Raw genomic sequence first — 22,289 nt, forward strand, 5'->3', positions numbered from 1 at the left:
GTCGCGGGAGCCGTCAGGCGATGACGCCGATCAGCATGAAGGCGGCCACCGTGAGCAGGACGACGGCGAAGGCCCGCTGCAGGGCGGTGCCGGTGAGCTTGGCCGCCAGTCGCCTGCCGTCCCACGCGCCGAGGACGGCGGCGCCCACGAACGGCCCGAAGATCGCCGGGTCGAGGGATATGCCCGTGACCGTCAGGCGGGTGGCGAGGGAGACGACGGAGTTGACGAGGATGACCACCAGGCTGGTGCCGACGGCCTTGCGCATCGGCAGCCGGAGCACGGACACCAGCGCGGGCACCGCGAGGAAGCCGCCGCCGACTCCCAGCAGCCCGGTCACCGCCCCCAGGCCGGCTCCGGCCGCGACCGTGCCCAGGGGCCCGTTCCTGCCGGCCGGCCGCGCGGGCGGACCGACGGCGGCGCCGCCGTCCCCGGCCGGCGCGCGCTGCGCGGTTCGGGTGCCGCGCAGCATCGCCGCGGCGGCCAGTGCGGCCAGGACGGCGAACGCGGAGGTCAGCACCGGCTGCGGGATGCGGTGGGCGAGCGCGGACGTCCCGATGGCGGGGAGCACGCCGGCCGCGGCGAACAGTGAGCCGGTCCGCCAGCTGATGTTGCCGGTGCCGGCGTGGCGGACGAGCGCGGTGACGGAGGTGGCCGTGACGATGACCAGGCTGGTGGTCCCGGCCTCGGAGGGCGCGACGCCCAGCAGGTACACCAGGGCCGGGACCGCGAGCACTCCCCCGCCACCGCCCAGCGCGCCGAGGGCCACGCCGACCACGGCTCCGCAGAGCAGAGCGGTGATCAGGACGCTCACGCCGTGACGCCGTCCGGGGCCTGGTCGGCGGGGTGCGCGACCTCGCCGTGCCATGCGGCGAAGCCGCCGCGCAGGTCGATGGCCTCGAAGCCGCGGGCGCGCAGCACGGACGCGGCCACCGAGGAGCGGTTGCCGCCCGCGCAGATCACGGTCAGCGGCTGCTCGGTGGGCAGTTCGCTCAGGCGGGCGAGCAGTTCGGGCAGCGGGATGAGCCGGGCGCCGGGGATGGTGCCCTTGTCCTGCACCTCGCCCGGGCCGCGCACGTCCAGCAGCTCGAAGTCGCGCGTGGGCTCCGCGAGTCGGCTGGCGAGGACACCGGCATCCACCCGCGCGGTGGCGGTCAGGTGCGCAGCGCCGAGAGCATCCACCGGGGCGGCCAGGGCACCCAGGACGCGGTCGAAGCCGATCCGGGCCAGGCGGGTCCGGGCCTCGATCGCGGTGTCCGGGTCGCCGCACAGGATGATCGCGTCCTGGGCGTCGAGCACCTGGCCGGCGAGTTCGGCGAACCGGCCGCCGAGGGGGATGTTGACCGCGCCGTGCGGGTGGGCGGCGGCGAACGCCTCCGGATCCCGGGTGTCCAGCACGGTGGCGCCGCCCGCCCGGGCCTGGAGGAACGCCTCCGGGGTGAGCGGGGGGACGGGGGTGTCCTCGTCCAGGACCGGACGGGCCTGGCGGTTGCGCACCGAGGTGAACGCGAAGTAGGCGGGCGCGGCGGGCTGGCCTTCGGTCACGACGGAGACGAACTCGTCCTCGGTCATGTCGGCCAGGGCGTAGTTGCCGCGGCGCTGGTTGCCGATCGTGCAACTCAGCTCGGTGGAGAGGTTCTTGCCGCAGGCCGAGCCGGCTCCGTGCGCCGGGTAGACGCGCGTGTCGTCGGGGAGGGTGAGCAGGGCGCGGGTGGAGTGGTACAGGGAGCGGGCCATCTCCTCGGCGGACCGGCCGCGCGAGCTGAGCAGGTCGGGGCGGCCGACGTCGCCGATGAACAGCGTGTCGCCGGTGAGCACGCCGAACGGGACGGCATCGCCGGCGTGTTCGCGCACGACGACGCAGATCGACTCCGGGGTGTGGCCCGGGGTGTGCAGGATCTCCAGGTCGACCCCGCCGAGGCTGAGGTGCTCGCCGTCGTCCAGGGGGTCGGTGTCGAAGTCGAGCGCGGCGGCGGAGCCGTAGGAGATGCGCGCGCCGGTGCGCTCGGCCAGCTCCAGGTGGCCGGAGAGGAAGTCCGCGTGGATGTGGGTCTCGATGACCCGCTCGATGGTCAGACCGTGCTGTTCGGCGGTGGTGATGTAGTCGTGGACGTCGCGCTGGGGGTCGACCACGACGGCCCGGCCGGTGGTGCGGTCACCGACGAGGTACGAGGCGTGGGAGAGGCAGTCGAGGTAGAACTGCACGAAGACCAGTGGTCCGGCGGGCTTCGTCATCGCAAGCTCCTGAGGATGGACGGTGGGTGCGCCCCGTGGCCTTGAGGACGGGGCGCCGGACGGGGGAGGTCGCACGGTCGCGCGCCATGGGCGCGGGGCGGCGACGGTGAAGGGGGCCCGGGCGGTGGGCTGCGCGGGGAATCCGGGGTGCGCCCTGTGGGGGTCAGGCGAGCCCGCGGAGCATGAGGTTCCAGTAGAGGAACGGCAGACCGCGCCGCTTGAGGTACCACATGTCGGTGCGCTCGCGGATGGTGTTGATCACCGGGATCGACGGGGTGGGCCGACCGCTGTAGTCGAACTCGGCGAGCAGCATCTTGTTGCGGGCGGTGGTCAGCGGGCAGGAGGCGTAGCCGTGGTAGGCGGCCTTGGGTTCCCGGCCCCTGATGGTGGCGAGGAGGTTCTCGACGAGCACGGGCGCCTGCTTGCGCACAGCGGCGCCGGTCTTGGAGTTCGGGGATGATCCGGCGTCACCGAGCGCCCACACGTTGGGGTAGCGGACGTGCCGCATGGTGTGCTTGTCGATCTCGACGTAGCCGGCCGGGTCGTCGGCACCGGCGAGCGGGCTGCGCTTGACCCAGTCCGGGGCGCTCTGCGGCGGCACCAGGTGAGCGACGTCGTACGGCAGGGTCGTCCTGCCCCCGGTCCCCAGGTCGGTGACGACCACCTCGCGGGCCTCGGGACGGACCTCGGTGACCTCGCTCCCGTAGTGGACCTTGATGCCGTACCGGCGCACCACGTCATCGAGTACGCGGGCGAACTCCGGGACGCCGAAGATGGCGGCGCCGGGGATCACCAGGTGGACGTCGATCTTGCCGAGCACGCCTTCCTGGCGCCAGAAGTCGGCGGCCAGGTAGGCGATCTTCTGCGGGGCGCCGCCACACTTGACGGCACCGGTCGGCATGCTGAACACCGCGCTGCCGGAGCGGGTCTCGCGGATGAAGCGCCAGGTCGCGGGGGCGTGCTGCGGCAGGTAGTTGCTGGACAGCCCGTCCCTGCCGAGCCCGGCCTCCAAGCCCGGCACCCGGTCCCAGTCCAGCTGGATGCCGGGGCAGACCACGAGGTGGTCGTAGGAGACGATGCCGCCGTCGTCCAGCGTCACCTCCCGGGCCTCGGGATCGACGGCGACCGCGGCGCGGCGGATCCACTCCACGCCCTTCGGCATGACGGACGCCTGCGGCCGGATGCTCTCCGCCAGGGGCGCCCGCCCGCCGCCGACCAGCGTCCACAGCGGCTGGTAGTAGTGGCGGTCGCTCGGATCGAGCACCGCGACGTCCCGCTCGCCGGCACGGCGGAGCCGGGCCGCGACCGAGATCCCCGCGGTCCCGCCGCCGATGATCACGATCCGGTGATGCTTGGTTATCAAAGGGGGCCTCCCTGGCAAATGTACGGACATTAATCTAGGCAGGAGCCATCCCGACTGCAAGCTTTTGTCCGTACATTTGCCTCCGTGGCACGACGCCGCCGGGACGCCGCCGGTGGGGCACGCGAGCAGCTGACACCATCACCACGCCGACCAGGCGTTGGCATCCACACAGTTGCGGCCGCACGGCCCGGAGCGCACGGAAAGGCGGAGACCGCCATGGGAGTCGAGATTCAGGTCGAGCCCCTGGGGACCACGAGCACCTGGTCCGGGCCCGCGAGGGCGCCGTCGAGGCCGAGACCCGGATCCGGGTCACCGACGGCGTCCTCGACCTGCCACAGATCGCCGGCGCCGACGAGCCCACGATCGTCCACGAGACGGTGGCCTTCCTCGTCGAGCGCCGGCCCGTGATCGACATCCCGCCGATGATCGACCTCGACGACCACGCGGACGCCTACGGCACCGGCTACCTGAACGACCTCAGCCGCCGCCTCGCCGCGCGGTAGGCCCCGGGGCGAACGGCGACCAGCGACCGCCGGCCCGACCCGGGACACCGCCTGCGGTGCTCGCACCGGCGAACCGCGTCGGTCGTGCGTGGCACCCCGCCGTCGCTCATCGGACGGACTGCTCGGCCCAGATGATCTTCCCCCGCGCGGTGTAGCGGGTGCCCCAGCGGTCGGTGAGCTGGGCGACCAGGAACAGGCCGCGCCCGCCCTCGTCCTCGTCCGCCGCGTACCGCAGGTGCGGCGAGGTGCTGCTGCCGTCGGAGACCTCGCAGATCAGGCTGCGGTCGTAGAGCAGGCGCAGCCGGATCGGGGTACGGCCGTAGCGGATGGCGTTGGTGACCAGCTCGCTGAGGACCAGTTCGGTGGTGAACACCGCGTCGTCCAGACCCCAGCGGGTCAGCTGCGCCGCCGCGTCGGCCCGCACGTCCGCGACGACCGCGGGATCGGCCGGCAGGTCCCATTCGGCGATCCGGTCGGCGGCCAGCCTGCGGGTGCGGGCGACGAGCAGGACGACGTCGTCGCCGCGCCGGTCCGGCCGCAGCGCGTCCAGGACGGCATCGCAGGTCTCACGGGGCGTGCGGCCGGCCTCGGCGAGGGTGTCGGTCAGTGCGGAGAACCGGTCCGGCGGGCCTTCCCCACCGTCCTTGACCAGCCCGTCGGTGTACAGCACGAGCCTGCTGCCCTCGGGAAGCGTCAACTCCGCGGTCCGGAACGGCAGACCGCCCAGCCCGAGCGGCGGCCCGGCGGGCAGCTCGGGGTACTCGACGGTGCCGTCCGGATGGACGAGGACGGGCAGCGGGTGCCCGGCGCGGGCCAGGGTGCAGGTGCCCCTGGTGGGGTCGTAGACCGCGTACAGGCAGGTGGCACCGGTGACCGGCGCTTCGCCGTCCGCCTCCTCGTCGATGAGGGTGACCAACTCGTCGAGGTGGACGAGGAGTTCGTCCGGCGACAGGTCGAGGGTCGAGAAGTTGCGGACGGCCGTGCACAGCCGTCCCATCGTGGCGGCCGCGTGCAGGCCGTGGCCGACGACGTCGCCGACGACGAGCGCGACACGGGCCCCGGGCAGCGGGATGACGTCGTACCAGTCTCCGCCGACGCCGGTCCGCGCGGGCAGGTAGCGGGCGTCGACGTCGAGGGCGTCCTGTGCGGGGGTGGCGCTCGGCAGCAGGCTGCGTTGCAGGGCGACGGCGACGGCGTGTTCGCGGGTGAAGCGGCGGGCGTTGTCGATGCAGACGGCGGCACGGGCGGCCAGTTCTCCGGCGAGTGACAGGTCGTCCTGGTCGAAGGGCCCGCTCTCGCGCAGCCGCCACAGGTTCGCGATGCCGAGCAGCACGCCGCGGGCCTTCAGCGGGACGGTGATGAGCGAGAGGAGCCCGTGTTCCAGGGTCTCCCGGGTGCGCTTCTGGGTTCGCCAGCCGACGTCGGCGGCCAGGTCGGGGACCAGGACGGGACGGCCGCTGACGAAGCCGACCGCGGGCGGGGTGGGGGCCGGGAAGCGGATCAGTTCGCCGGGGCGGTAGAGCGGGGAGTCGTCCGGGGCACCGCTGCGCGCGACCCGGCGCAGCTCGACCGGCTCACCCGGAACGGGCGGCGGCGGTTCCTCTCCGCGCAGGACAGGGTCGGCGAGGTCCACGGAGACGTAGTCGGCGAAGCCGGCCGTGGCCAGCTCGGCGAGCTCCCGCGCCGTGGTGGAGACGTCGAGGGTGGTGCCGACGGCCGTGCCCGCCTCGTACAGCAGGCGCAGCCGGTCCTGCGCGATCTCGGCCCGGCCGGCCAGGGCGCGCAGTTCGGTGGAGTCCCGCAGGGTGGTGACGCTTCCGGCGCCGGCGAGGCGGACGTTCACGGCCAGCAGCCGCTGCCCGACGGGGAGCATCCGGTCGCTGACGGCCCGGTGGGCGAGCAGGAGCCCTGCCGTCCGGTCGTCGAGGCCGAGCTCGGCGACCGGACGGCCCTCGGCGCCGGGCGGCAGATCGAGCAGGCGGCGTGCCTCGTCGTTGGCCAGCAGCAGCCGGCCGTCCTCGCCGACGATGACGACGCCCTCGCGGACGGCGTGCAGCACCGCGTCGTGGTGCTCGTACATCCTGGTCACCTCGGCCGGGCCGAGCCCGTGGGTCTGCCGTCGCAGCCGACGGACCGTGAACGCCGTACCCACCACGGCCAGCGCGAGCGCGGCGACGCCGGCCCCGATGATGACCGGCAGCTCCTGGCCGACCAGGCTGTCGGCACGGCTGAGGGGCAGGCCGGCGGACACCGCGCCGACGACCGCACCGCCCGCGTCCGCCACGGGGACGACCGCCTGCTCGTCCTCGCCGAGCGGGCCGTCGGCGGTCTCGACGACGACCCGGCCGGCGAGGGCCGGGGCGATGGAGCCGGCGAAGGGCTTCCCGGTCTCGCCTGGTAGCGGATAGGTGTACCGGACGCCGTCGCGGTTCATGACGACGACGACGTCGACGCCGGCCGGACCCCGGGCGGCCTCGGTCAGCGGTTGGAGCGTCGCCGTCGGGTCGGACGCCTGGAGCGCGGCCACCAGGCCGGGGGCGTGCGCGAAAACCTCGGCGGCGGCAAGCGACCGGGCCCGCACCTCCTGCCACCGACTGGTGCGGGCCTGCAGCACCAGCGCGACCACCGCCGCCGTGACCAGCAGGACGACGGTCAGCACCTGCACCAGGAACACCTGGCCGGCGACGCCACCGATCGTCGCCCGAACACCGGGGAGGCGGCCCGGCCGGCCGTCGCCGCGATCCCGATGGTGATTCAGGTTCTGTCGCATCCCCATGTCTTACCGCCCGGGCCCGCACCGCACCGCCCACCACACCGGCACCCGTCCCGGCTCGACCCGGTCCGACCAGCACCGGTCGGCCGGGCCCATCGCTTCGCCGGCGAGCCGTACAGATGCGGGCTCAGTCCGCTGAACGGAGCTTTCCGGGACGAGTCTGACGCCGTGACGACACCAGCCACCGCGGGATTACGTGGGTGGGCACCTGGGACCGCCCGGTCCGGCTACGGAGCCCTTGTCGAGTCGGACCGCTCCTTCTGCTCCGGCAGGAACGAGGAGAGTGCGGCTCCGCCGGCCAGCCAGCCGACGGCGAGCAGCCAGCCGGCGAGGACGTCCAGCGGCCAGTGCACGCCGAGGTAGATGCGGCTCAGGCCGATCACGCCCGCGAACAGCACGGCGCCGGCGGCGGCCGTGCGGGTGGCGGAGGGACGCGCGCGGGCGACGGCGAGGGCGAGCAGACCGGCGCTGAGGGCGGACGTGAAGGCGTGCCCGGAGGGGAAGGCGAAGCCGGAGGCGGTGAACGCCCAGTCCGTCTCGGGTGGCCGGGGCCGGCCGAAGGCGTGCATCAGGCCCTGGCGCAGCAGTTGCCCCAGCGCCAGCCACAGCACGGGCAGCAGCAGCGCCCGTGCCACCGTCCACCGGGACCTCGGCGATCCGCCGGTCCGGGGGTTCCGGGGGTTCCGGGCGGTGACGACGCCTGCGGCCAGAGCGAGGAGGTAGGGAACCACGCCGGTGCCGAGGGAGGTGACGGCCATGGCCACGGCTCGGGCGAGCGGTGGCCGATGTGCGGCACTCCAGTCGATGGCGGCCTGCTCGAAGGCGAACGGTGCCCAGGCGTTGGCGGCGACCACGGCCGCGATCACCGCGAAGGCCGACCAGGTACCGGCGAGCACGACCAGCCACCGCCGCGTCATGCGGTCAGCCACCAACTCAGTCCTCCTGCCCGCGCCCTGGCCACCGGAACGCGGCCTCGCGCGGCCAGGGTACGGCACGTCCACCCGGTTTCACCTCGGCCACAGTGACCGGAGCGGATCCGGTCAGGGCCGGTCGGTGCGCCGTCCGTCTGCCGGAGGGAGGCCCGGTGCCGGACCGTGACCACCCGCACCGGGGACCGCCGCCGGTGGGGCCCGGGCGAGGGCGTGTCTCCACGGCCGACGACGAGCGGGCCCCGGGCGGGCGGGGTCGCCGGCCCGGAGCCTGGTGGGAGCGGAGCGTCAGCCGTCGTTCTCCGGCGACGGCAGGTAGGCGCCGGGCACGTCGTCCGGGGCGAGGATCGCTCCCTCGCCCGGGTACGGCGTCGTCCAGTTGTGCGTCTGGTACCAGACCAGGTGCTCCATCTGCGCCGGGTTGGCCCGGTCCGGCGCCGCGTTCGGGCCGGTCAGCCGCTGCCGCGACTTCCAGGCGTCCCACTGGGCCGCGACGGCCGACTCCGCCGCCGGCGGCGCGATCGTGGCCGGTGCCGCGGCCGCCCGGAGGTCCTGCTCCCCGGGCACGTCGAGGCCGCAGGAGGGCGGCGTCTTCAGGCCGTCGGTCAGCGCGGTCCGGTTGGGCACCGCGGTGAACGGCGTGTAGTCCGGCCGGTCGGTGAAGGCCGTGGTCATCGGACTGGCCGCGCTGTCCTTCTGGTTCATCGGGTGGATGCCGAGGATCTGCTCGATGGTGCGGATCATCGTGATCTGCGAGTAGTAACGGCTGTCCACGGCCCCGTGCTGCGCCCAGGGGCTGATGATCTGGATCGGGGCACGGTGGCCGTCCACGTGGTCCAGTCCCGCCTGGGAGTCGTCCTCGACGACGAAGATCGCCGAGTCCTTCCAGTACTCGCTGTGGGTGATCTCGTCGACGATCTTCCCGGTGGCCAGGTCGTTGTCGGCGACCTGGGCGGCCGGGCTCGCCGGGCCACCGGTGTGGTCGCTGGACAGCCACAGCATGTTGAGGTTCGCCGGGCCGTTCTTCTCGAAGTCCTGCTTCCAGACCTGGTAGCGGTACAGGTCCGGCACGTCGGTGTCGAACTTCGGGAAGCCGGGCACCGAGACGCTGTTGAGCGAGGGGATCGGCGAGGAGGACTTGAGGGCGTAGGCGCTGCCCTGCCCGGTCTCGTCCATGGTCCTGGCGTCGCAGTACAGGTTCTGCCAGGTGGCGTCGGCGGGCTTGTCCAGGAACTGGTGGAACTCGCCGAAGTCGCGCACCGTCCTGCCCGCCGCCTGCGCGCCCGTCCACAGGAAGCCGGAACGCTGGTGGCCCAGGGCGTCGTCCTCGGTGTCGTAGCTGCGCTCGTACTCGCCGGCCGAGGACTCGGTGTACTCCGGGTTGTCCGCCTGCATCAGCCAGTTGTGGCCCTCGGCGGAGTTGGTGCCGATGTCGTAGGTGTTGTCGTAGAGCCCGAACTGCTCGGCCAGCGCGTGCTGGTTGGGCGTCACGTTGGCGCCGAACTGGGCCAGCCCGGGGTCGCCGTTGCCCTCGGCGACGTCCCCGAAGACCTGGTCGTAGGTCCGGTTCTCCTTGACGATCAGGAAGACGTGCTTGATCGGCGACGGGTCGCCGATCCGCTTCGGCACCGCCTCCTCCTTCGCCTTGTGGCCGTTCGCCGGCTTGACCGCGTTGTTGGTCCAGCCGTTCTGCTGGAACACCTTGGCGGTCTGCGAGCGGATCTCCTTGTCGCTCGGCAGGGTGAACCGGGTGAGGCTGGAGGTGGTGTCGTGGGTCTTGTGGGCGCCGGTGCTGTTGGGCCGCCGGGCGTCGATGCCACGGGTGTTGGAGACGATCACCTTCGCGCCGACGGTGGCGATCTCCGCCGGGAAGTAGTCCGTGGGCAGCAGGCCGACGTAGCTCACCGGTTCCTGCGCACCGGTGAAGCGGTAGACGGCCACCGCGTTGGCCCGGCCGAGGGTGACCAGCAGCCGGCCGTCCTCGGTGAGCGTCATGGCGGTCGGCTCGTAGCCGACGGAGGCCTCCGGCCACGGCTTGGTGGAGATGGTCTGGACGACCTTGTCGTGCGCGGTGTCGATGACCGACACCTCGTCGGAGGCGGTGTCGGCGACGAACAGCACGCCGTTCTTCGCGTACAGCGCGGTCGGGTGCAGGCCGACGGTGACGGTGCCGACGGGGGCGGCCGGGTCGGCGAGGTCGATCACGCTGACCGTGCCGGTGGTGGTGGCGGCGGTCGCCGGGTCGGCCGGCACCTGGGTGCCGTAGGAGTTGATCGTGGTGTCCCCGGCGGTGGCCGCGCGCCCGCCCTCGTTGGAGACGTACAGCTTCCGGCCGACCCGCACCACGCCGCGCGGCGCGTTGCCGACCGTCCAGTTCTGCTTGATCGCGCCGGTCGCCGCGTCGATCGCGACCACCCGGTTCTGCCCGTTGACGGCGGCGTACACCGTCGAACCGTCGGCGGAGAACACCGCCCCGGAGGCCAGCGCGTGCTTCTCCCCGTCGGCCTGGATCTTCACCGCCACCGGGGCGGACAGCGTGCCGTCGGGCTTCACGGTGAACCGGGTGTAGCCGTCGAGCTGGCCCAGCCACAGCTGCCTGCCGTCCGGCGAGTAGACCGGGGACTCCTGGCCGACCGAGCCGTTGGGGATGCGCAGCTCGTCCGCCTTGTTGGTGCCGACGCGCTGCTGCACCTTCCCGGTCTTCAGGTCCACCACGACCAGCGCCGCGTCGCCGTCGGCGACCGCGGCGGCCAGGTGGCCGCCGTCCGGGCTGACCGTGGAGCCCATCAGCTTGCCGTTGTCGAGCACCTGCCGGCTGCCGTACGGGGCGAGGTACTGGTCACTGGAGGCGACCAGGCCGTCGGCGGTGGTCTGGCCCACCTGGTCCGTGCCGAACTGGTGGGTGGCCGCGAAAGCCGTGCCGGTGGCCACTGCCACCGCCGTGATGCAGGCCGTGGCGAGCGTGGCCCGGCGGCCCACCCGGCGGCCGAGGAGGACGAGGCGGTCGTTCCGGCTGCGTCGACGACGCGTCACCTGCATGGCGTCAGCCCTTCGTTGGATCGGTCGGATTCGTTGCGTCCGCCGTGTTCGGTGGGGAAGCGAGCAGACCGACGTGACCGTCGAACTGCCACAGCGGGTTCGGTGCGTCCCCGGTCGGGGTGTGCACCAGGAAGTAGCCGTTCACTTCCTTCGGACCGTCGCCGTCGGCCATCAGCCGTCCGTCCGAGGCCACGTCGAGCTGGTAGACCGCCGTCCCCGGCGCGTCCGTCCCGGGCAGGTGCCAGGTGACCACGCAGCGCCAGTCGTTGCCCGGCCCCTCCGGCTCGACCTGGCCGTCGCCCCGCCAGCAGGCCGCGCTGGCCCGCAGCTCGGCCTCCGTCACGGCGGGGCGGTGCAGCTGCTCGGTCTGCAGCCGGTACAGGTGCGCGAACACGGTGGCGACCTCCCGCTGCACCTTCGCCTGCGAGATCCCCGGGCCGGTCGAGGGCCTGGCCACCGCGACCGCGCCGAAGGTCAGCGCGAGCAGCCCGGCCAGCGGCAGCACCCCGAAGGAGAGCGTGCGACGCCCCGCCCCGTCCTCGCTGCCGGTGGTGAAGTCCCGCCGGACGAAGAGCAGGCAGGCCGCCCCGGTGGCGACCGCGGCCCAGACCAGGCTGACGGCGACGGAGATCAGCAGTTCGTCGAGCCGGCCCGGGGCGGCGAACAGCCCGTTCCAGGAGACGAAGGCGTAGCCGGGCAGCGCCAGACGCAGCGCCACCGGCAGCGGCAGCACCTGCGCGAGCTGCATCGCGACCGCCGCCAGCGCGGGGACCAGCAGCCCCATCGGCGAGCGGCCCAGCAGGACGGAGCCGAGCAGCCCGAGCGCCGCCAGCGCCAGGGTGGGCGCCAGCGCGCACGCCCAGGCCAGCAGCACGCTGCCGGCCGCGTCCGACGGCGACAGCAGGTGTCCGTCCACGCCGACCAGCGGTTCGTCGCCGACCGCCGCCAGCCCGCCGACCGTGCTCGACGCCACCAGCCCGGCCACCAGCAGCACGATCACGGTGACGCTGGCCAGCGCCTTCGCCGCGAAGATCCGCCGCGGCGAGCGGACCGTCACCAGCAGGTGCCGCCAGGTCCCGAGCCGGTCCTCGGCGGCGAACACGTCGCCCGCGACCACGGAGGTCAGCAGGGGCAGCGCCCACGAGCCCGCGAAGCCCAGCACCACCAGCGGGCCGGCCCAGCCCGTGGCGTGCATCCAGCGGCCGAACAGGGTGTCGGAGGGCAGCGTCCCCTGCTGGGCCACCGCGGCCGTGAACAGGCCCGGCGCGCTCCAGCAGGCCAGCATCAGCAGCCTGACCCGCCACTGCGACAGCAGCTTGACCAGCTCGAAGCGGTACACCCGGCCCACCGGCACCGGGCGCGGCCCCGGTTCGACGCCGACGGCGGCCATCGTGCGCCCGGCCGTGATCGTGCTCATTGCCCCTCCTCCTGCTGCTCGGTCAGGGTGAGGAACGCCGCCTCCAGGGCCGGGACCACCGGCGTGACCTCGCGCACCCGGACGCCCGCGTGCACCAGCGCCGCCACCAGCTCCTCGACGGCCTGCCCCGACGCGTGCACCACCAGTGCCTCGGCCGCGCGACCCGCCTCGGCCTGCGCCAGGACCCTCACCCCGGCCACCTCGGCGGCCACCCGTCGCGCGGCTGCCGGATCGGAGGTGAGCAGCCGGTGGTCGAGCTCGCGGGTCTCCGCGGCCAGCTCGCCGAGCGGGCCGGAGAAGCGGACCCGCCCGGTCGCCAGGATGGTGACCTCGTCACAGAGCGCCTCCAGGTCGTCCATCCGGTGGCTGGACAGCACCACCGTCACCCCGTCGGCCGCGAGCCGCCGCAGTGCGCCGTGCACATGCTGCTTGCCGGCCGGGTCCAGGCCGTTGGACGGCTCGTCGAGCACCAGCAGCCGGGGGTCCGTGAGCAGCGCCGCCGCCAGTCCCAGCCGCTGCCGCATGCCCAGCGAGAAGCCCCGCACCCGGTCGTCGGCGACCTCGGTCAGCCCGACCTCGGCCAGCACCTCGTCGATCCGGCCCGCCCGGGTGTCCTGCCCGCGCAGCCTCGCCAGCGCGGCCAGGTTCTTCCGCGCGGTCAGCGACGGGTAGAGCCCGGGCCCGTCCACGAAGCCGGCCACTGCGTGCGGCGCCGGCAGCGTCCGGCCGACCGGTCTGCCCAGCACCTCCAGCTCGCCGCCGTCGGCGACGGCCAGCCCGAGCAACAGCCCGAGCAGCGTGGTCTTCCCGGCACCGTTCGGCCCGGCCAGCCCGTGGATCCGCCCGGGTGCCAGCTCCAGCCCGACGGCGTCGAGCGCCACGACGTCACCGAAACACTTCGTCAGTCCCCGTGCCCGTACGGCAGCTTGCGTGTCCCTCATGGCCCCTTCTCGCAGTTCCCCAGGGAACCTAAGGGGTTGATCGGGCACAGTCAGGAACGCCCGGTTGAACAGCGCTGGAACAGCAGCGGCCCGCCCTGTGGCGGTCCTGCGACCACCCCGAGCAGGCCGTATCGGCCTGGGCCTGGCCCGGGAGCGCACACCTCCGCGATGGACACGCGAATCCCGGCGACCGCCGGGCAACCGACAGGTGAACAGCGGACGACAATCACGCCGTCAACCCGATGATCTGATACTTCGTCAGCCACTGGGATCCACCCGGTCGCGATCTTCCGGTGACCGGCGCGACCGACCGGCACCGCGCTTCGCCCTCCTCGCGGCGTCACATCCGCTGGAGGTTCCGCACCAGTCCGGTCATCTTCGGCGAGGGGACGACGTTGAGTTCCCGCTGCAGGAACGAGCGGTAGTGCTGGTAGGAGCGCAGCGCGCTGGCGAGGTTTCCCTCGGCAAGGTGCACCTCGACCACGATCCGGTGGGCCGTCTCACGGACGGGGTCGATGGCGATCGCCGCCAGCGCGGCCTGAATCGCCGACAAGTAGCGTTCCGCGTCGCACAGTTGGTGAGCCAGACCCTCCAAGGCGTACAAGCGCAGCTGATCCCACCGCTCGCGCTCCAGGGTCAGCCACTCCTCCTCCCAGCCCGGCAGGAGTTCGGCGGTGAGGTCGTCCACGAGTTCGTCGCAGCTGGCCGGCAACTGGTCGAGCCCTGCCACGACTTGTCCTGCGGAGCGGCGCGCGGAGCGCAAGTCCACCCGGACGGCAGGCGCGAGGCGGAGCCACTGCCCGGGGCTCTCGATCGGTATGGCTCGGCCGCGCCGCCTCGCGTGGTACAGGGCGGTGCGCAGGTTCGCGGCCGCGCGGTACTGCGTGCAGTCCGGCCAGAGCCGTTCGGCGACCGCGCCGCGCTGGACGCCGCCGTCGTGCAGGGCGAGGAAGGCCAGCAGGTGCTGCGCGCTCACCGGGAGGGAGAGGCGGTGTCCCCCGCCGGTGGCCTCGAAGCCCCGCAACAGGTCGATTCCCGGGCTGTCCCACGACACACCCCCACTCTGCCGCGACAACCCGTTGCCCGCACCCGTTCGGGCGCGCCCCGGTTGCGGCCGAGGCCTGTCACCGCCGCGTCCTTCCGACCCCGGATCACCGTCGCTCAGGTGTCGCAAGAACGTTGGCCAGGCCTCGCGGTGACGTCGCCCCGAGCGTCACGGCCACCGTCGCCGACCGTCACGACCGCGCCCCACCGCCGACCGGCTGACACTCCAATGGGCCGCCCCCGAACGGGTGTTGGCAGAACGATCCGTTCATCGCGGACGTTCGGCGAGCTCCGCGGACCGGCCGGCGGTCACCCTGCGTGCATCCACCGGTCCGTGGCGCTGAGGACGGCCGCGGCAGGTTCACCACGAGGGCGCGACGCACCCGAGACGGCACCCGCCCGCCGGTCGTGACGGCCCCGGCACATCCGCGCGACGGCCGGCCCGTTGACTGGCACCACCTGCTGCGGGCCTTCGTGGCAGGGCGACCGACGACCACCGCCGATCGCGGTGCGACCGTCCGGCCGCGGCACGACCCACCGCTCGGCGGGGCGCCCCCGGTGCCCCGCCCGACACCGAGAAAGGCGATGCCGTATGAAGGCCAGATCGGTGCTGCGCGACGTCCGCGCCCCCGAGGGCGACCTCCTCGGCGACCCGGCCGTGTGCATCGCCGTCCTGGACGGTCCCGTCGACCTGTCGCACCCCTGTTTCGAGGGCGCGGACCTCACCCGGCTGGACACGCTCGTCGCCGAACCGGCCGGCGCCGGCCCGATGTCCCTGCACGGCACCCATGTCACGGGCCTGCTCTTCGGTCAGCCCGGCAGCCCGGTGACCGGGATCGCCCCGCGGTGCCGCGGGCTGATCCTGCCGGTCTTCACGGATGAGGGCGAGGGACGGGTGCCCCAGCTCGACCTGGCCCGGGCCGTCGAACGCGCCGTGCAGGAGGGGGCGCACGTCATCAACATCAGCGGCGGCGAACTCAGCCGGGACGCCCAGCCGGACCCCATGCTGGAACGGGCGCTGCGGCTGTGCGACGAGAGCGGGGTCCTCGTGGTCGCGGCCGCCGGCAACGACGGCTGCGACTGCGCCCAGGTGCCGGCCGCCGTCCCGACGGTACTCGTTGTCGGCGCCGCCGGACCCGACGGCGAGCCGCTGGACATCAGCAACTGGGGCTCCCCGTACGCCACCCACGGCCTTCTCGCCCCCGGGCGCGACGTCGAGGCCGCCGCCCCGGGAGGGGGGAGCACGGGCCTGACCGGCAGCAGCTTCGCCACACCGCTGGTGTCCGGGGTCGCTGCCCTGCTGGTCGGCGCGCAGGTGCGCGCGGGACACCCGCCCGACCCGCGGGCTGCCGGCCAGGCCCTGTTGCGGGGCGCTCGATCCGTGCCCTGTGCACCCGCCGACGCACCGGAGTGCCGACGCCGGCTGGTCGGCCACCTGGACGCGGCCCGGGCGTACGAGCTGATCGCCCGAGGAGACCTGACGGAGCGTCCGGCCAGTGCCGGGACCACGGCGGACGGCACTCCCCGCACCACCCACTCCCCCGAGACCGGGGTCGCCACGGCCGGCGCACCCTCACTGCTCGGGGCCTCCCCTTACGACTCGCACGAGGGAGCCAGCACCATGGACACCCAGAGCGTTCCCGTCGCCACCGCAGAGGCCGTTCAGGCCGCCCAGGCCGCACCGGCCGCGCAGGCGGCCCCTGCCACCCAGGCCGTACCGGGCCCGGAGGCCGTCCAGGCCACGCAGGCCGCACCGTACGAAGCCGTCCCCCCGGCCACGGCCGCCGCCGGGGTGACGGGCGCCACCGCCTCGGGCGCGCAGCCCGTGAACCCCTCCTCCGTCCCGCCGCCCGTACCACTGGCCGCGCCCGCCCAGGCCCCGCCCGCGCCCCCTGTCGGCGCCACGGCGCTCGGCCAGGCCCCGGCGGCCCCCTGCGCGTGCCAGGGCGGCGGGCCGTCGGGGGCCGGGCTGCCTGGGTCCGTGCCGTCGGGGGCCGTGCCGTCGGGCGGCGGCGTCCGGCCCTCCTGCGCCTCCACCAACAACCGCCCGCTGGTGTTCGCGATCGGCCAGGTCGGCGTGGACTTCCTGACCGAGGCCCGCCGGGACAGCTTCCGCCAGCTGATGGACCCCGTCCAGCGGCCCGTCGAAGGCCAGTCGGGCGTGACGCAGGAACTGCCCGCCAACCCCTACGACGCCGAGCAACTGCACAAGTACCTGACAGCCAACCCGTGGGCCTCCGACAAGGTCACCTGGACGCTGAACATGGACAGCACGCCGATCTACGCGATGGAGGCCGAACCCGCCGCCGGCATGGACTGGACCAGTACCCCCCTCGTGCCCCTCGGGGCCACGAAGGAGGAGGTGGTGGCGATCACCACCGATCACGACAAGCTCGCGGACGCCCTGCTGGCACTCGCCTCGCCCGCTCCCCCGGTGTCCACGGTCTACCGGTCGTTCCGGGACGCGTACTACGGCCAGAACAAGTTCAGTCAGGACGAGAACGGCTACATCTCCCGGATCTCGATACCGGGCCGGCTGACCGACCGGACCGTCCGGCTGTTCTCCGGGCAGGTCGTGCCCGTCGTCGAGGTCAAGAGCCGTGGCATCTACATCTGGCACCAGAAGCAGCTGGTGGACGCCGTGGTGGAGGCCGTCCTGGCTCAGGCCCATCAGGAGGGGATCACCGTCGACAAGGACTACGTCAGCAAGACCATGGACGCGTTCCTCGACAAGGTCTACTACCAGTTCCGCAACCTCGGACAGACCTCTGCCGACCGGGCGCTGAACTCCGCCGGGACGAGCGCGTTCTCGGTCGCCAGCGCGATCAGCAAGGCCATGCTGCTGGGCCAGAGCATCCCCAGCACCACCGTGGCCCCGTCCGGCAGCCCGATCTCCCTCTACTGCATCGACTCCATCTCCGTCGCGAAGAGCCCGTACTGCCGCATGGGATCGGACTGCCAGGACGTGAAGGTGACCTTCTTCGACCCCGAGAACGACCGGCGCGCGCGGGTCATCATGCTGTTCACTGTCGACGTCAGCGACGAGTTCCCCGTGCCCCTGGCACCGCCCCACCAGTTCCTCGAGTCCTGAGCTCCCGGCGCCGCCGGGACGACCCCACGCCACCCGCCAGGAGGAGGCCGATCATGAAAACCCCCGCAGCGCTCCCCAGGATCACGCCCAGGCTGCCGGTCCTCGCCCCACCGGTCCGCAGGGACGGCCGGGACGAAGCCGGCCGACTGCCCGGCGACCCGGGCGTCGCACCGGCCAGGTCGGTCTGCGCCGATCTCACCGGCGCGGCCCGGGGCATGTGCTACGCCGCCCTCTGACGGCCCGCCCCCGCGGACCCGACGAAGGACGGAGTGCAACCGGCACACGAGAAGGGATGAGCAGAAATGATCAACGAAGAATTCCGTGAGGAGCACCGGACGTGGTCCCCCACTCCGCAGCTCCCGAAGCTGGCCCCGCCGGTGGACCGCACCGGCCGCACCGGCGGCACCCTGGGCGATTCCCCCGGCGTCGAGGCCGACAAGTTCGACTGGAGCAAGCTCGTCAGCAGCGGCCTGGACGTGCTCGGCGGGTTCCTCTGATGAGGCACCCCGCGCCGGCGACGGGCCCCGACCGGTCCGTCGCCGGCCACCCCGCCCGGTGACGCCGCCACGCACGACCGGCCACCGGAGCACCGGACAGGAGAGACAGGACCATGTACGAGCAGCCGCCGCCCCAGGTGCAGCCGATCGACCGCACGAAGGGGTACGACGCTTATCTGAAGGTGATCAAGGAAACCGTCGACATCGGCGACAGCCTGCAGTCGGCCATGCCGCCCACGAGTGTGGCCCTCGGATTCACCAGCGACCCGCCGCCGAGCGGCACCGTGATCGACCCCGCCAAGGAGGGCGCGGCCACCGCCGCGAACGCGATCACACAGATCATGGACGGCCCCGGGGGATTCTACGGCCCCAGCTTCGCGGACCCGGGCCCCTGGGCCTGTGACGGTGCCCCCACCCCCGGTTGCATGCCGCCGCCACCCCCCATCATCGGAGGCCTTTTCTGACTCCCACCAGCCGTCCCGGACGGCTCCGCCCCGGGCCTCCGAGCAGGTCCGCCCCGAGCCGCCCGGCCGACGGAACCACCCCGCACGAAGGGAAGAGCGACCATGACCGTGGAAGACGTCCGCCAGGAGTACCGGGCGTGGACCCCTACCCCGCAGCTCCCGAAGCTCGCTCCGCCAATCGACCGCACCGGCCGCACCGGCGGCGCCCTGGGCGACGTCCCCGGCGTCGAGGCCGACAGCTTCTGGAGCGTCCTCAAGACGGCGCTCCCGATCGCCGCCAGCGTGCTGCTCTGACGGGATCCGCCCAGGGACACCACGTCCACGCCGTGCCGGCCGCGAGGCCCACCCGCCTCGCAGCCGGCACACCGCTGCTCCGGGATCAGCGCAGGCCGGCGAAGAGGTCGTTCTCGGGGACGGCTGCGCCGGTGGTGTCCCTGACCCGCACGAAGGTCTCCACGCCCATCAGTTCGGTGAACCGCTCCTTGCCCATCTTCAGGAAGAAGATGTTCTCGCCCTGGCTGGCGTGCGCGGCCAGGGCGTCGAACTTCCGGCCGCCGAACGCGGTGGTGTCCACCCAGGTGGTGATCTCCTCGTCGGGCAGGCCGATCTCGGACAGCTCGGGCATCTCGGCCGCCTCCGCCGGGTCCGGCTCCTCCCAGTCGGCGCCGAACTCGCGCATGGCCTCCCCGAACCGCTGCATGGCCGAGCGCGGCGCCGTCGTCCAGTAGACCTTCGGCGTCAGGTCGGTCAGCTCCAGCGCCGCCATCGTGATGCGGTGGGCCTGGATGTGGTCGGGGTGGCCGTAGAACCCGTTCTCGTCGTAGGTGACGACCACGTCGGGCTGATAGTGCCGCATCAGTTCGGCGAGGCGGGCGGCGCCGTCCGCCACCGGCGTGTGCCAGAACGACCCGGGCTCGTCGTTGCTCGGCCAGCCCATCATCCCGGAGTCGGCGTACTCCAGCAGCTCCAGGTGACTCACCTTCAGAACCTCGCAGCTGGCCTCCAGTTCCTGTCGGCGTATCGCGGCGACGGCCACCGGGTCGTGCCCGGGATCGCCCGGCTTGGTCCCTCCCGGTCCGTCACCGCACCTGCCGTCCGTACACGTGACGAGAACGGTGCGGACGCCCTCCGCCGCGTAGCGGGCGAGGACACCTCCGGTCCCGGTGGCCTCGTCGTCGGGGTGGGCGTGCACTGCCATCAGTGTCAAGGGCCGGTCGGCCATGTGATTTATCCTCCGTCTGAGACATTCTCGCCCCCCAGTCTGCGTCACGCGGGCGGGTGGTCGCTCGCACGGTCCCGTCCGGCGGCGAGGGTGACGGGCAGACCGGCCTCGATGCGGCGCAGCAGCCGGCCGCCGTGGACGCCGGGGGCGTCGAAGCCGCGCACGTCGTCGGCGCCGTCGTCGGCGCCGGTGCACAGGACCTCGGGCACGAGCACCGTCCCGGGAGCGGCGGGTGCTTCGGCACCGGCGGGCGCCAGGTACGCGGGTGCGAGGACGGGGCCGTGCAGGGTGCCCTCGATCAGGTCGGGCTCGAACTCCGCGGACAGCACCGTGACCCGGGCGTGCAGGTCGCCGTGGAGCATGACCAGTTTGTCGGTCATGTTGCCGACGAAGGCCTCCACGTGGACGCTGCCGCGGACCAGCAGCTTGGCGTCCCCCTCCAGGTAGACGGCGGCCGCCCGGAGGTCTCCGAGCACGATCAGCGCGGGGCAGCCGTCGTCGGTGTTGAGGACGGCGCCGGTCACGTCGAGGTCGCCGTCGACGATGTAGCCGGTGCCCTCCGGCTGTGCGGCGTCGAGGTCGAGGTGCCCCTCGATCGACAGGGCGCCGGAGTGGACGTCGTACTCCTCCTCGTAGAGGTTCTCGTACGAGGAGACGGGCAGTCCGCGGCGCTCGAAGAGCGCCACGGACTCGTCCCAACTGTGCAAGGTGGTAGCGATGTTCATGGGGCGAACTCTGCCACGCAGCACTGTCATCCCCCGGTCGGTCCGGCGCCGACGGCCCTCAGGAGAGCCAGATCTCCCGGATGCCGCGCAGCGGGTCGTGCTCCACCCGGGGTTCGGCGTGCCAGCGCATGGTGACGCGACCGTCCCGGTACGCGGGCCAGGCCGCGCCCGGGTCGAGGTCCCGGACGAAGGCGACCCAGGCTCCGTGGACGGCCTCGGCCAGCGTCTGTGGCGGCTCGGTGCCGAGGGCCGCCGCCACGCCCTCGGCGTCCAGCAGGTCGAAGGCGAACGGCAGGTCGATGCAGTGGTAGGCCTGCCCGGCACGGCCCGGGGCGGTGCCGGACCAGTCGAACTGGTAGAGCCAGGTGGGTCGTTCACGTTCGGCGCGGGCCTCGGCGATGGCCAGGGCCGGTGCGCGGAACAGCCAGTCGGTGATCGCGTCGCCGCCGGCCGCGCCCGGCCGCTCGGTGAGGAAGCGCGCGGCCCGGCCGTCGTCCAGGCCCAACGCGCTCAGCAGGCCGAGCAGCTCGCCCTCCGGGGGCGGGGCCGGGGTCTCCTCCGTCGTCGGGGCGGCGAACTCCTGCGCGGTGAAGCCGAGCAGCAGCGGGACGTCCGCGTCGGCGAGCGCCTCCGGCACCGGCCTGGGCACCAACTCGCCGTCGGCGAAGGGCGCGAGGAGCAACGGGGGCAGCTCGTCGCGGTCCGGGCCGGGGGCGTCGAGCGCGTCCTGGAATACGAGCAGTTCGGTGTCGGTGGCGTCCCGCAGGGCGGCCGCGGTGGCGGGTACGCCGGTGCGCTCGGCGAAGGCCCGGCTGACGGCCTCGGCCACGGCACGGTCCTGCGGGCGCATCACCGCGCCGGAGGCCGAGATCGCCGCGCGGAACAGTCCTCGGGCGGCCGGCGTCGCGAGCAGCGTCTGGACGGCGCCGCCGCCGGCGGACTGTCCGGCGACGGTGACCTTGGCCGGGTCGCCCCCGAAGGACGTGACGTTGTCGCGGACCCACTCCAGCGCGGCGATCCAGTCCCGCACGCCCCGGTTGTCGGGGGCGTCGGGCAGGTGCAGGAAGCCCTCGATGCCGAGCCGGTAGCCGATCGACACCACGACCACGCCGTCCCGGTTGAAGGCCGCACCGTCGTACCACGGGCTGGCCGAGCAGCCGGCGACGAAGCCGCCGCCGTGGATCCAGACCAGCACCGGCAGACCGGCCGCCGGGGCGGGGTCCGGGGTGAAGACGTTGAGGTTGAGGATTCCCGCGCCGGGGACGGTCGGTTCGGGGATGGTGGTGACCTCGCCGAACGGACGGCGCTGCGCGGTCGGCCCGTAGGCGGTCGCGTCGAGCACCTCGGTCCACGGCCGGGGCGGCACCGGGGCGGCGAACCGCAGCTCGCCGACCGGCGGTTGGGCGTACGGGATGCCCAGGAAACGGACGCTGCCGTCCGCGCGGCGCTCCCCGCGCACCGGGCCCCGGCAGGTGGGGACGACCGGGTGGTCCTGCGGTCCTGTGGTGGTCATGCTGTGCCTCCAGTGGGCGTCACGGGCGCGGCGCGTCGTGCTCGATGTAGTGGCGGAGCCGGTTGAACTCCTGAGGGTCGACCGTACGGACGCCGTAGGTGCGGTCGGCAGTGACGGGGGTGACCGAGATGTGCCCGTCCCGCAGCAGGGCGGTGGCGTCGGCGTCCGGGACGGTCTCGGTGCAGGCGTCGCCGGACCGGTGCTCGCAGACGCCGAGCACAATGGCGGAGCTGTCGGCGCCGACGGGCTGGTAGGCGTGCCAGACCTCGCGCCCGTGGCCGACGCTCGTCCAGCGGGCGGCCTTGGCGGGGCTTCCGGCGGTGACGTCCGGGTAGTCGACCTTGAGCGCGAAGCGGGCGGTGAGCAGGCCCCGGGCGCGGAGCCCCGCGATCAGGCGGGCGCCGAGGCGATCGCCGCCACGATCCTGGACCGGATCGAGCTCGCGTCCGCCGAGCAGCCTTATGTCAACAGAATTGACGTTGAACCGGGTGCAGGGATCTGATGGCGGCATTCGGAGGCCAGACCCTCCATGCACC

At 73.4% G+C, this 22,289-nt stretch carries 20 protein-coding genes; 6 read left to right on the forward strand and 14 right to left on the reverse strand.

The features are described 5' to 3' along the window. Positions 1-13: 13 nt before the first annotated feature. The 4 genes from ACFU7Y_RS09170 to ACFU7Y_RS09185 form a co-directional block, all read right to left on the reverse strand. On the reverse strand, positions 14-811 hold the full coding sequence (locus ACFU7Y_RS09170; RefSeq protein ID WP_380767102.1) for a sulfite exporter TauE/SafE family protein: 798 nt from the start codon (positions 809-811) through the stop codon (positions 14-16). Then, the gene (locus ACFU7Y_RS09175) at positions 808-2,232 is read right to left on the reverse strand and encodes a rhodanese-like domain-containing protein (RefSeq protein WP_380767103.1); all 1,425 of its coding nucleotides are present in this window, start codon (positions 2,230-2,232) and stop codon (positions 808-810) included. Before ACFU7Y_RS09175 ends, ACFU7Y_RS09170 begins: the two co-directional genes overlap by 4 nt. A 163-nt stretch (positions 2,233-2,395) precedes the next feature. Beyond that, positions 2,396-3,625 (reverse strand): FAD-dependent oxidoreductase, encoded by a 1,230-nt coding sequence (locus ACFU7Y_RS09180; protein WP_380767105.1) that lies wholly within the window; start codon positions 3,623-3,625, stop codon positions 2,396-2,398. 200 nt (positions 3,626-3,825) lie between these two features. Further along, positions 3,826-3,966: a hypothetical protein gene (locus tag ACFU7Y_RS09185; protein ID WP_380767107.1), complete on the reverse strand. Its 141-nt coding sequence runs from the start codon at positions 3,964-3,966 to the stop codon at positions 3,826-3,828. 6 nt (positions 3,967-3,972) lie between these two features. On the opposite strand from ACFU7Y_RS09185, the gene ACFU7Y_RS09190 reads away from it, so the two are divergent. After that, positions 3,973-4,098, forward strand: coding sequence for a hypothetical protein (locus ACFU7Y_RS09190; RefSeq protein ID WP_380767109.1), 126 nt, complete (start codon positions 3,973-3,975; stop codon positions 4,096-4,098). Between the two features lie 106 nt (positions 4,099-4,204). On the opposite strand, the gene ACFU7Y_RS09195 is transcribed toward ACFU7Y_RS09190, so the two are convergent. The 6 genes from ACFU7Y_RS09195 to ACFU7Y_RS09220 form a co-directional block, all read right to left on the reverse strand. Continuing rightward, on the reverse strand, positions 4,205-6,868 hold the full coding sequence (locus tag ACFU7Y_RS09195) for a SpoIIE family protein phosphatase (protein ID WP_380767111.1): 2,664 nt from the start codon (positions 6,866-6,868) through the stop codon (positions 4,205-4,207). 230 nt (positions 6,869-7,098) lie between these two features. Continuing rightward, a complete protein-coding gene (locus ACFU7Y_RS09200; protein ID WP_380767113.1) occupies positions 7,099-7,800 on the reverse strand; it encodes a phosphatase PAP2 family protein in 702 nt (233 codons plus the stop codon). 288 nt (positions 7,801-8,088) lie between these two features. Next, positions 8,089-10,839, reverse strand: a complete 2,751-nt coding sequence (locus tag ACFU7Y_RS09205; RefSeq protein WP_380767115.1) for a bifunctional YncE family protein/alkaline phosphatase family protein — start codon at positions 10,837-10,839, stop codon at positions 8,089-8,091. A 4-nt stretch (positions 10,840-10,843) separates the two neighbouring features. Beyond that, complete coding sequence (locus ACFU7Y_RS09210) at positions 10,844-12,229, reverse strand: ABC transporter permease (protein ID WP_380767141.1); 1,386 nt, start codon at positions 12,227-12,229, stop codon at positions 10,844-10,846. 23 nt (positions 12,230-12,252) lie between these two features. Then, the gene (locus ACFU7Y_RS09215; RefSeq protein WP_380767118.1) at positions 12,253-13,197 is read right to left on the reverse strand and encodes an ABC transporter ATP-binding protein; all 945 of its coding nucleotides are present in this window, start codon (positions 13,195-13,197) and stop codon (positions 12,253-12,255) included. A gap of 340 nt (positions 13,198-13,537) precedes the next feature. Next, positions 13,538-14,251 carry a BTAD domain-containing putative transcriptional regulator gene (locus tag ACFU7Y_RS09220; protein ID WP_224280747.1) on the reverse strand — a complete coding sequence of 238 codons (714 nt, stop codon included), beginning with the start codon at positions 14,249-14,251 and terminating at the stop codon, positions 13,538-13,540. Between the two features lie 582 nt (positions 14,252-14,833). Between ACFU7Y_RS09220 and ACFU7Y_RS09225 the strand changes: the two genes are divergently transcribed. The 5 genes from ACFU7Y_RS09225 (at position 14,834) to ACFU7Y_RS09245 (ending at position 18,587) form a co-directional block, all read left to right on the forward strand. Then, a complete protein-coding gene (locus ACFU7Y_RS09225; protein WP_380767122.1) occupies positions 14,834-17,332 on the forward strand; it encodes a S8 family serine peptidase in 2,499 nt (832 codons plus the stop codon). A 53-nt stretch (positions 17,333-17,385) separates the two neighbouring features. Next, positions 17,386-17,568, forward strand: a complete 183-nt coding sequence (locus ACFU7Y_RS09230) for a hypothetical protein (RefSeq protein ID WP_380767124.1) — start codon at positions 17,386-17,388, stop codon at positions 17,566-17,568. A 66-nt stretch (positions 17,569-17,634) separates the two neighbouring features. Beyond that, a complete protein-coding gene (locus ACFU7Y_RS09235) occupies positions 17,635-17,829 on the forward strand; it encodes a hypothetical protein (protein ID WP_380767126.1) in 195 nt (64 codons plus the stop codon). 113 nt (positions 17,830-17,942) lie between these two features. Beyond that, positions 17,943-18,293, forward strand: coding sequence for a hypothetical protein (locus ACFU7Y_RS09240; protein ID WP_380767128.1), 351 nt, complete (start codon positions 17,943-17,945; stop codon positions 18,291-18,293). A gap of 102 nt (positions 18,294-18,395) precedes the next feature. After that, positions 18,396-18,587, forward strand: coding sequence for a hypothetical protein (locus tag ACFU7Y_RS09245; protein WP_380767130.1), 192 nt, complete (start codon positions 18,396-18,398; stop codon positions 18,585-18,587). 85 nt (positions 18,588-18,672) lie between these two features. Here the strand turns inward: ACFU7Y_RS09245 and ACFU7Y_RS09250 are convergent, their stop codons facing one another. From ACFU7Y_RS09250 to ACFU7Y_RS09265, 4 genes are read right to left on the reverse strand one after another with little or no spacing between them, the layout of a single operon-like run. Beyond that, positions 18,673-19,515: a PIG-L family deacetylase gene (locus tag ACFU7Y_RS09250; RefSeq protein WP_224282745.1), complete on the reverse strand. Its 843-nt coding sequence runs from the start codon at positions 19,513-19,515 to the stop codon at positions 18,673-18,675. A 44-nt stretch (positions 19,516-19,559) separates the two neighbouring features. Beyond that, entirely contained in the window at positions 19,560-20,240 is a 681-nt protein-coding gene (locus tag ACFU7Y_RS09255) for a hypothetical protein (RefSeq protein WP_380767132.1), read from the reverse strand. A 58-nt stretch (positions 20,241-20,298) separates the two neighbouring features. After that, positions 20,299-21,753, reverse strand: coding sequence for a carboxylesterase/lipase family protein (locus ACFU7Y_RS09260; RefSeq protein WP_380767134.1), 1,455 nt, complete (start codon positions 21,751-21,753; stop codon positions 20,299-20,301). Positions 21,754-21,772: 19 nt separating this feature from the next. Further along, positions 21,773-22,264: a hypothetical protein gene (locus tag ACFU7Y_RS09265; protein ID WP_224282742.1), complete on the reverse strand. Its 492-nt coding sequence runs from the start codon at positions 22,262-22,264 to the stop codon at positions 21,773-21,775. Between the last annotated feature and the right edge of the window lie 25 nt (positions 22,265-22,289).

This window comes from Kitasatospora sp. NPDC057542, assembly GCF_042801945.1.
Taxonomy (GTDB): Bacteria; Actinomycetota; Actinomycetes; order Streptomycetales; family Streptomycetaceae; genus Kitasatospora.

Coding starts and splice junctions, on each gene's coding strand:
- ACFU7Y_RS09175 (WP_380767103.1), bottom strand. CDS start 2,232: ATGACGAAGCCCGCCGGACCACTGGTCTTCGTGCAGTTCTACCTCGAC.
- ACFU7Y_RS09180 (WP_380767105.1), bottom strand. CDS start 3,625: ATGTCCGTACATTTGCCAGGGAGGCCCCCTTTGATAACCAAGCATCAC.
- ACFU7Y_RS09195 (WP_380767111.1), bottom strand. CDS start 6,868: ATGCGACAGAACCTGAATCACCATCGGGATCGCGGCGACGGCCGGCCG.
- ACFU7Y_RS09205 (WP_380767115.1), bottom strand. CDS start 10,839: ATGCAGGTGACGCGTCGTCGACGCAGCCGGAACGACCGCCTCGTCCTC.
- ACFU7Y_RS09210 (WP_380767141.1), bottom strand. CDS start 12,229: ATGGCCGCCGTCGGCGTCGAACCGGGGCCGCGCCCGGTGCCGGTGGGC.
- ACFU7Y_RS09215 (WP_380767118.1), bottom strand. CDS start 13,197: ATGAGGGACACGCAAGCTGCCGTACGGGCACGGGGACTGACGAAGTGT.
- ACFU7Y_RS09225 (WP_380767122.1), top strand. CDS start 14,834: ATGAAGGCCAGATCGGTGCTGCGCGACGTCCGCGCCCCCGAGGGCGAC.
- ACFU7Y_RS09230 (WP_380767124.1), top strand. CDS start 17,386: ATGAAAACCCCCGCAGCGCTCCCCAGGATCACGCCCAGGCTGCCGGTC.
- ACFU7Y_RS09235 (WP_380767126.1), top strand. CDS start 17,635: ATGATCAACGAAGAATTCCGTGAGGAGCACCGGACGTGGTCCCCCACT.
- ACFU7Y_RS09240 (WP_380767128.1), top strand. CDS start 17,943: ATGTACGAGCAGCCGCCGCCCCAGGTGCAGCCGATCGACCGCACGAAG.
- ACFU7Y_RS09245 (WP_380767130.1), top strand. CDS start 18,396: ATGACCGTGGAAGACGTCCGCCAGGAGTACCGGGCGTGGACCCCTACC.
- ACFU7Y_RS09250 (WP_224282745.1), bottom strand. CDS start 19,515: ATGGCCGACCGGCCCTTGACACTGATGGCAGTGCACGCCCACCCCGAC.
- ACFU7Y_RS09255 (WP_380767132.1), bottom strand. CDS start 20,240: ATGAACATCGCTACCACCTTGCACAGTTGGGACGAGTCCGTGGCGCTC.
- ACFU7Y_RS09260 (WP_380767134.1), bottom strand. CDS start 21,753: ATGACCACCACAGGACCGCAGGACCACCCGGTCGTCCCCACCTGCCGG.
- ACFU7Y_RS09265 (WP_224282742.1), bottom strand. CDS start 22,264: ATGCCGCCATCAGATCCCTGCACCCGGTTCAACGTCAATTCTGTTGAC.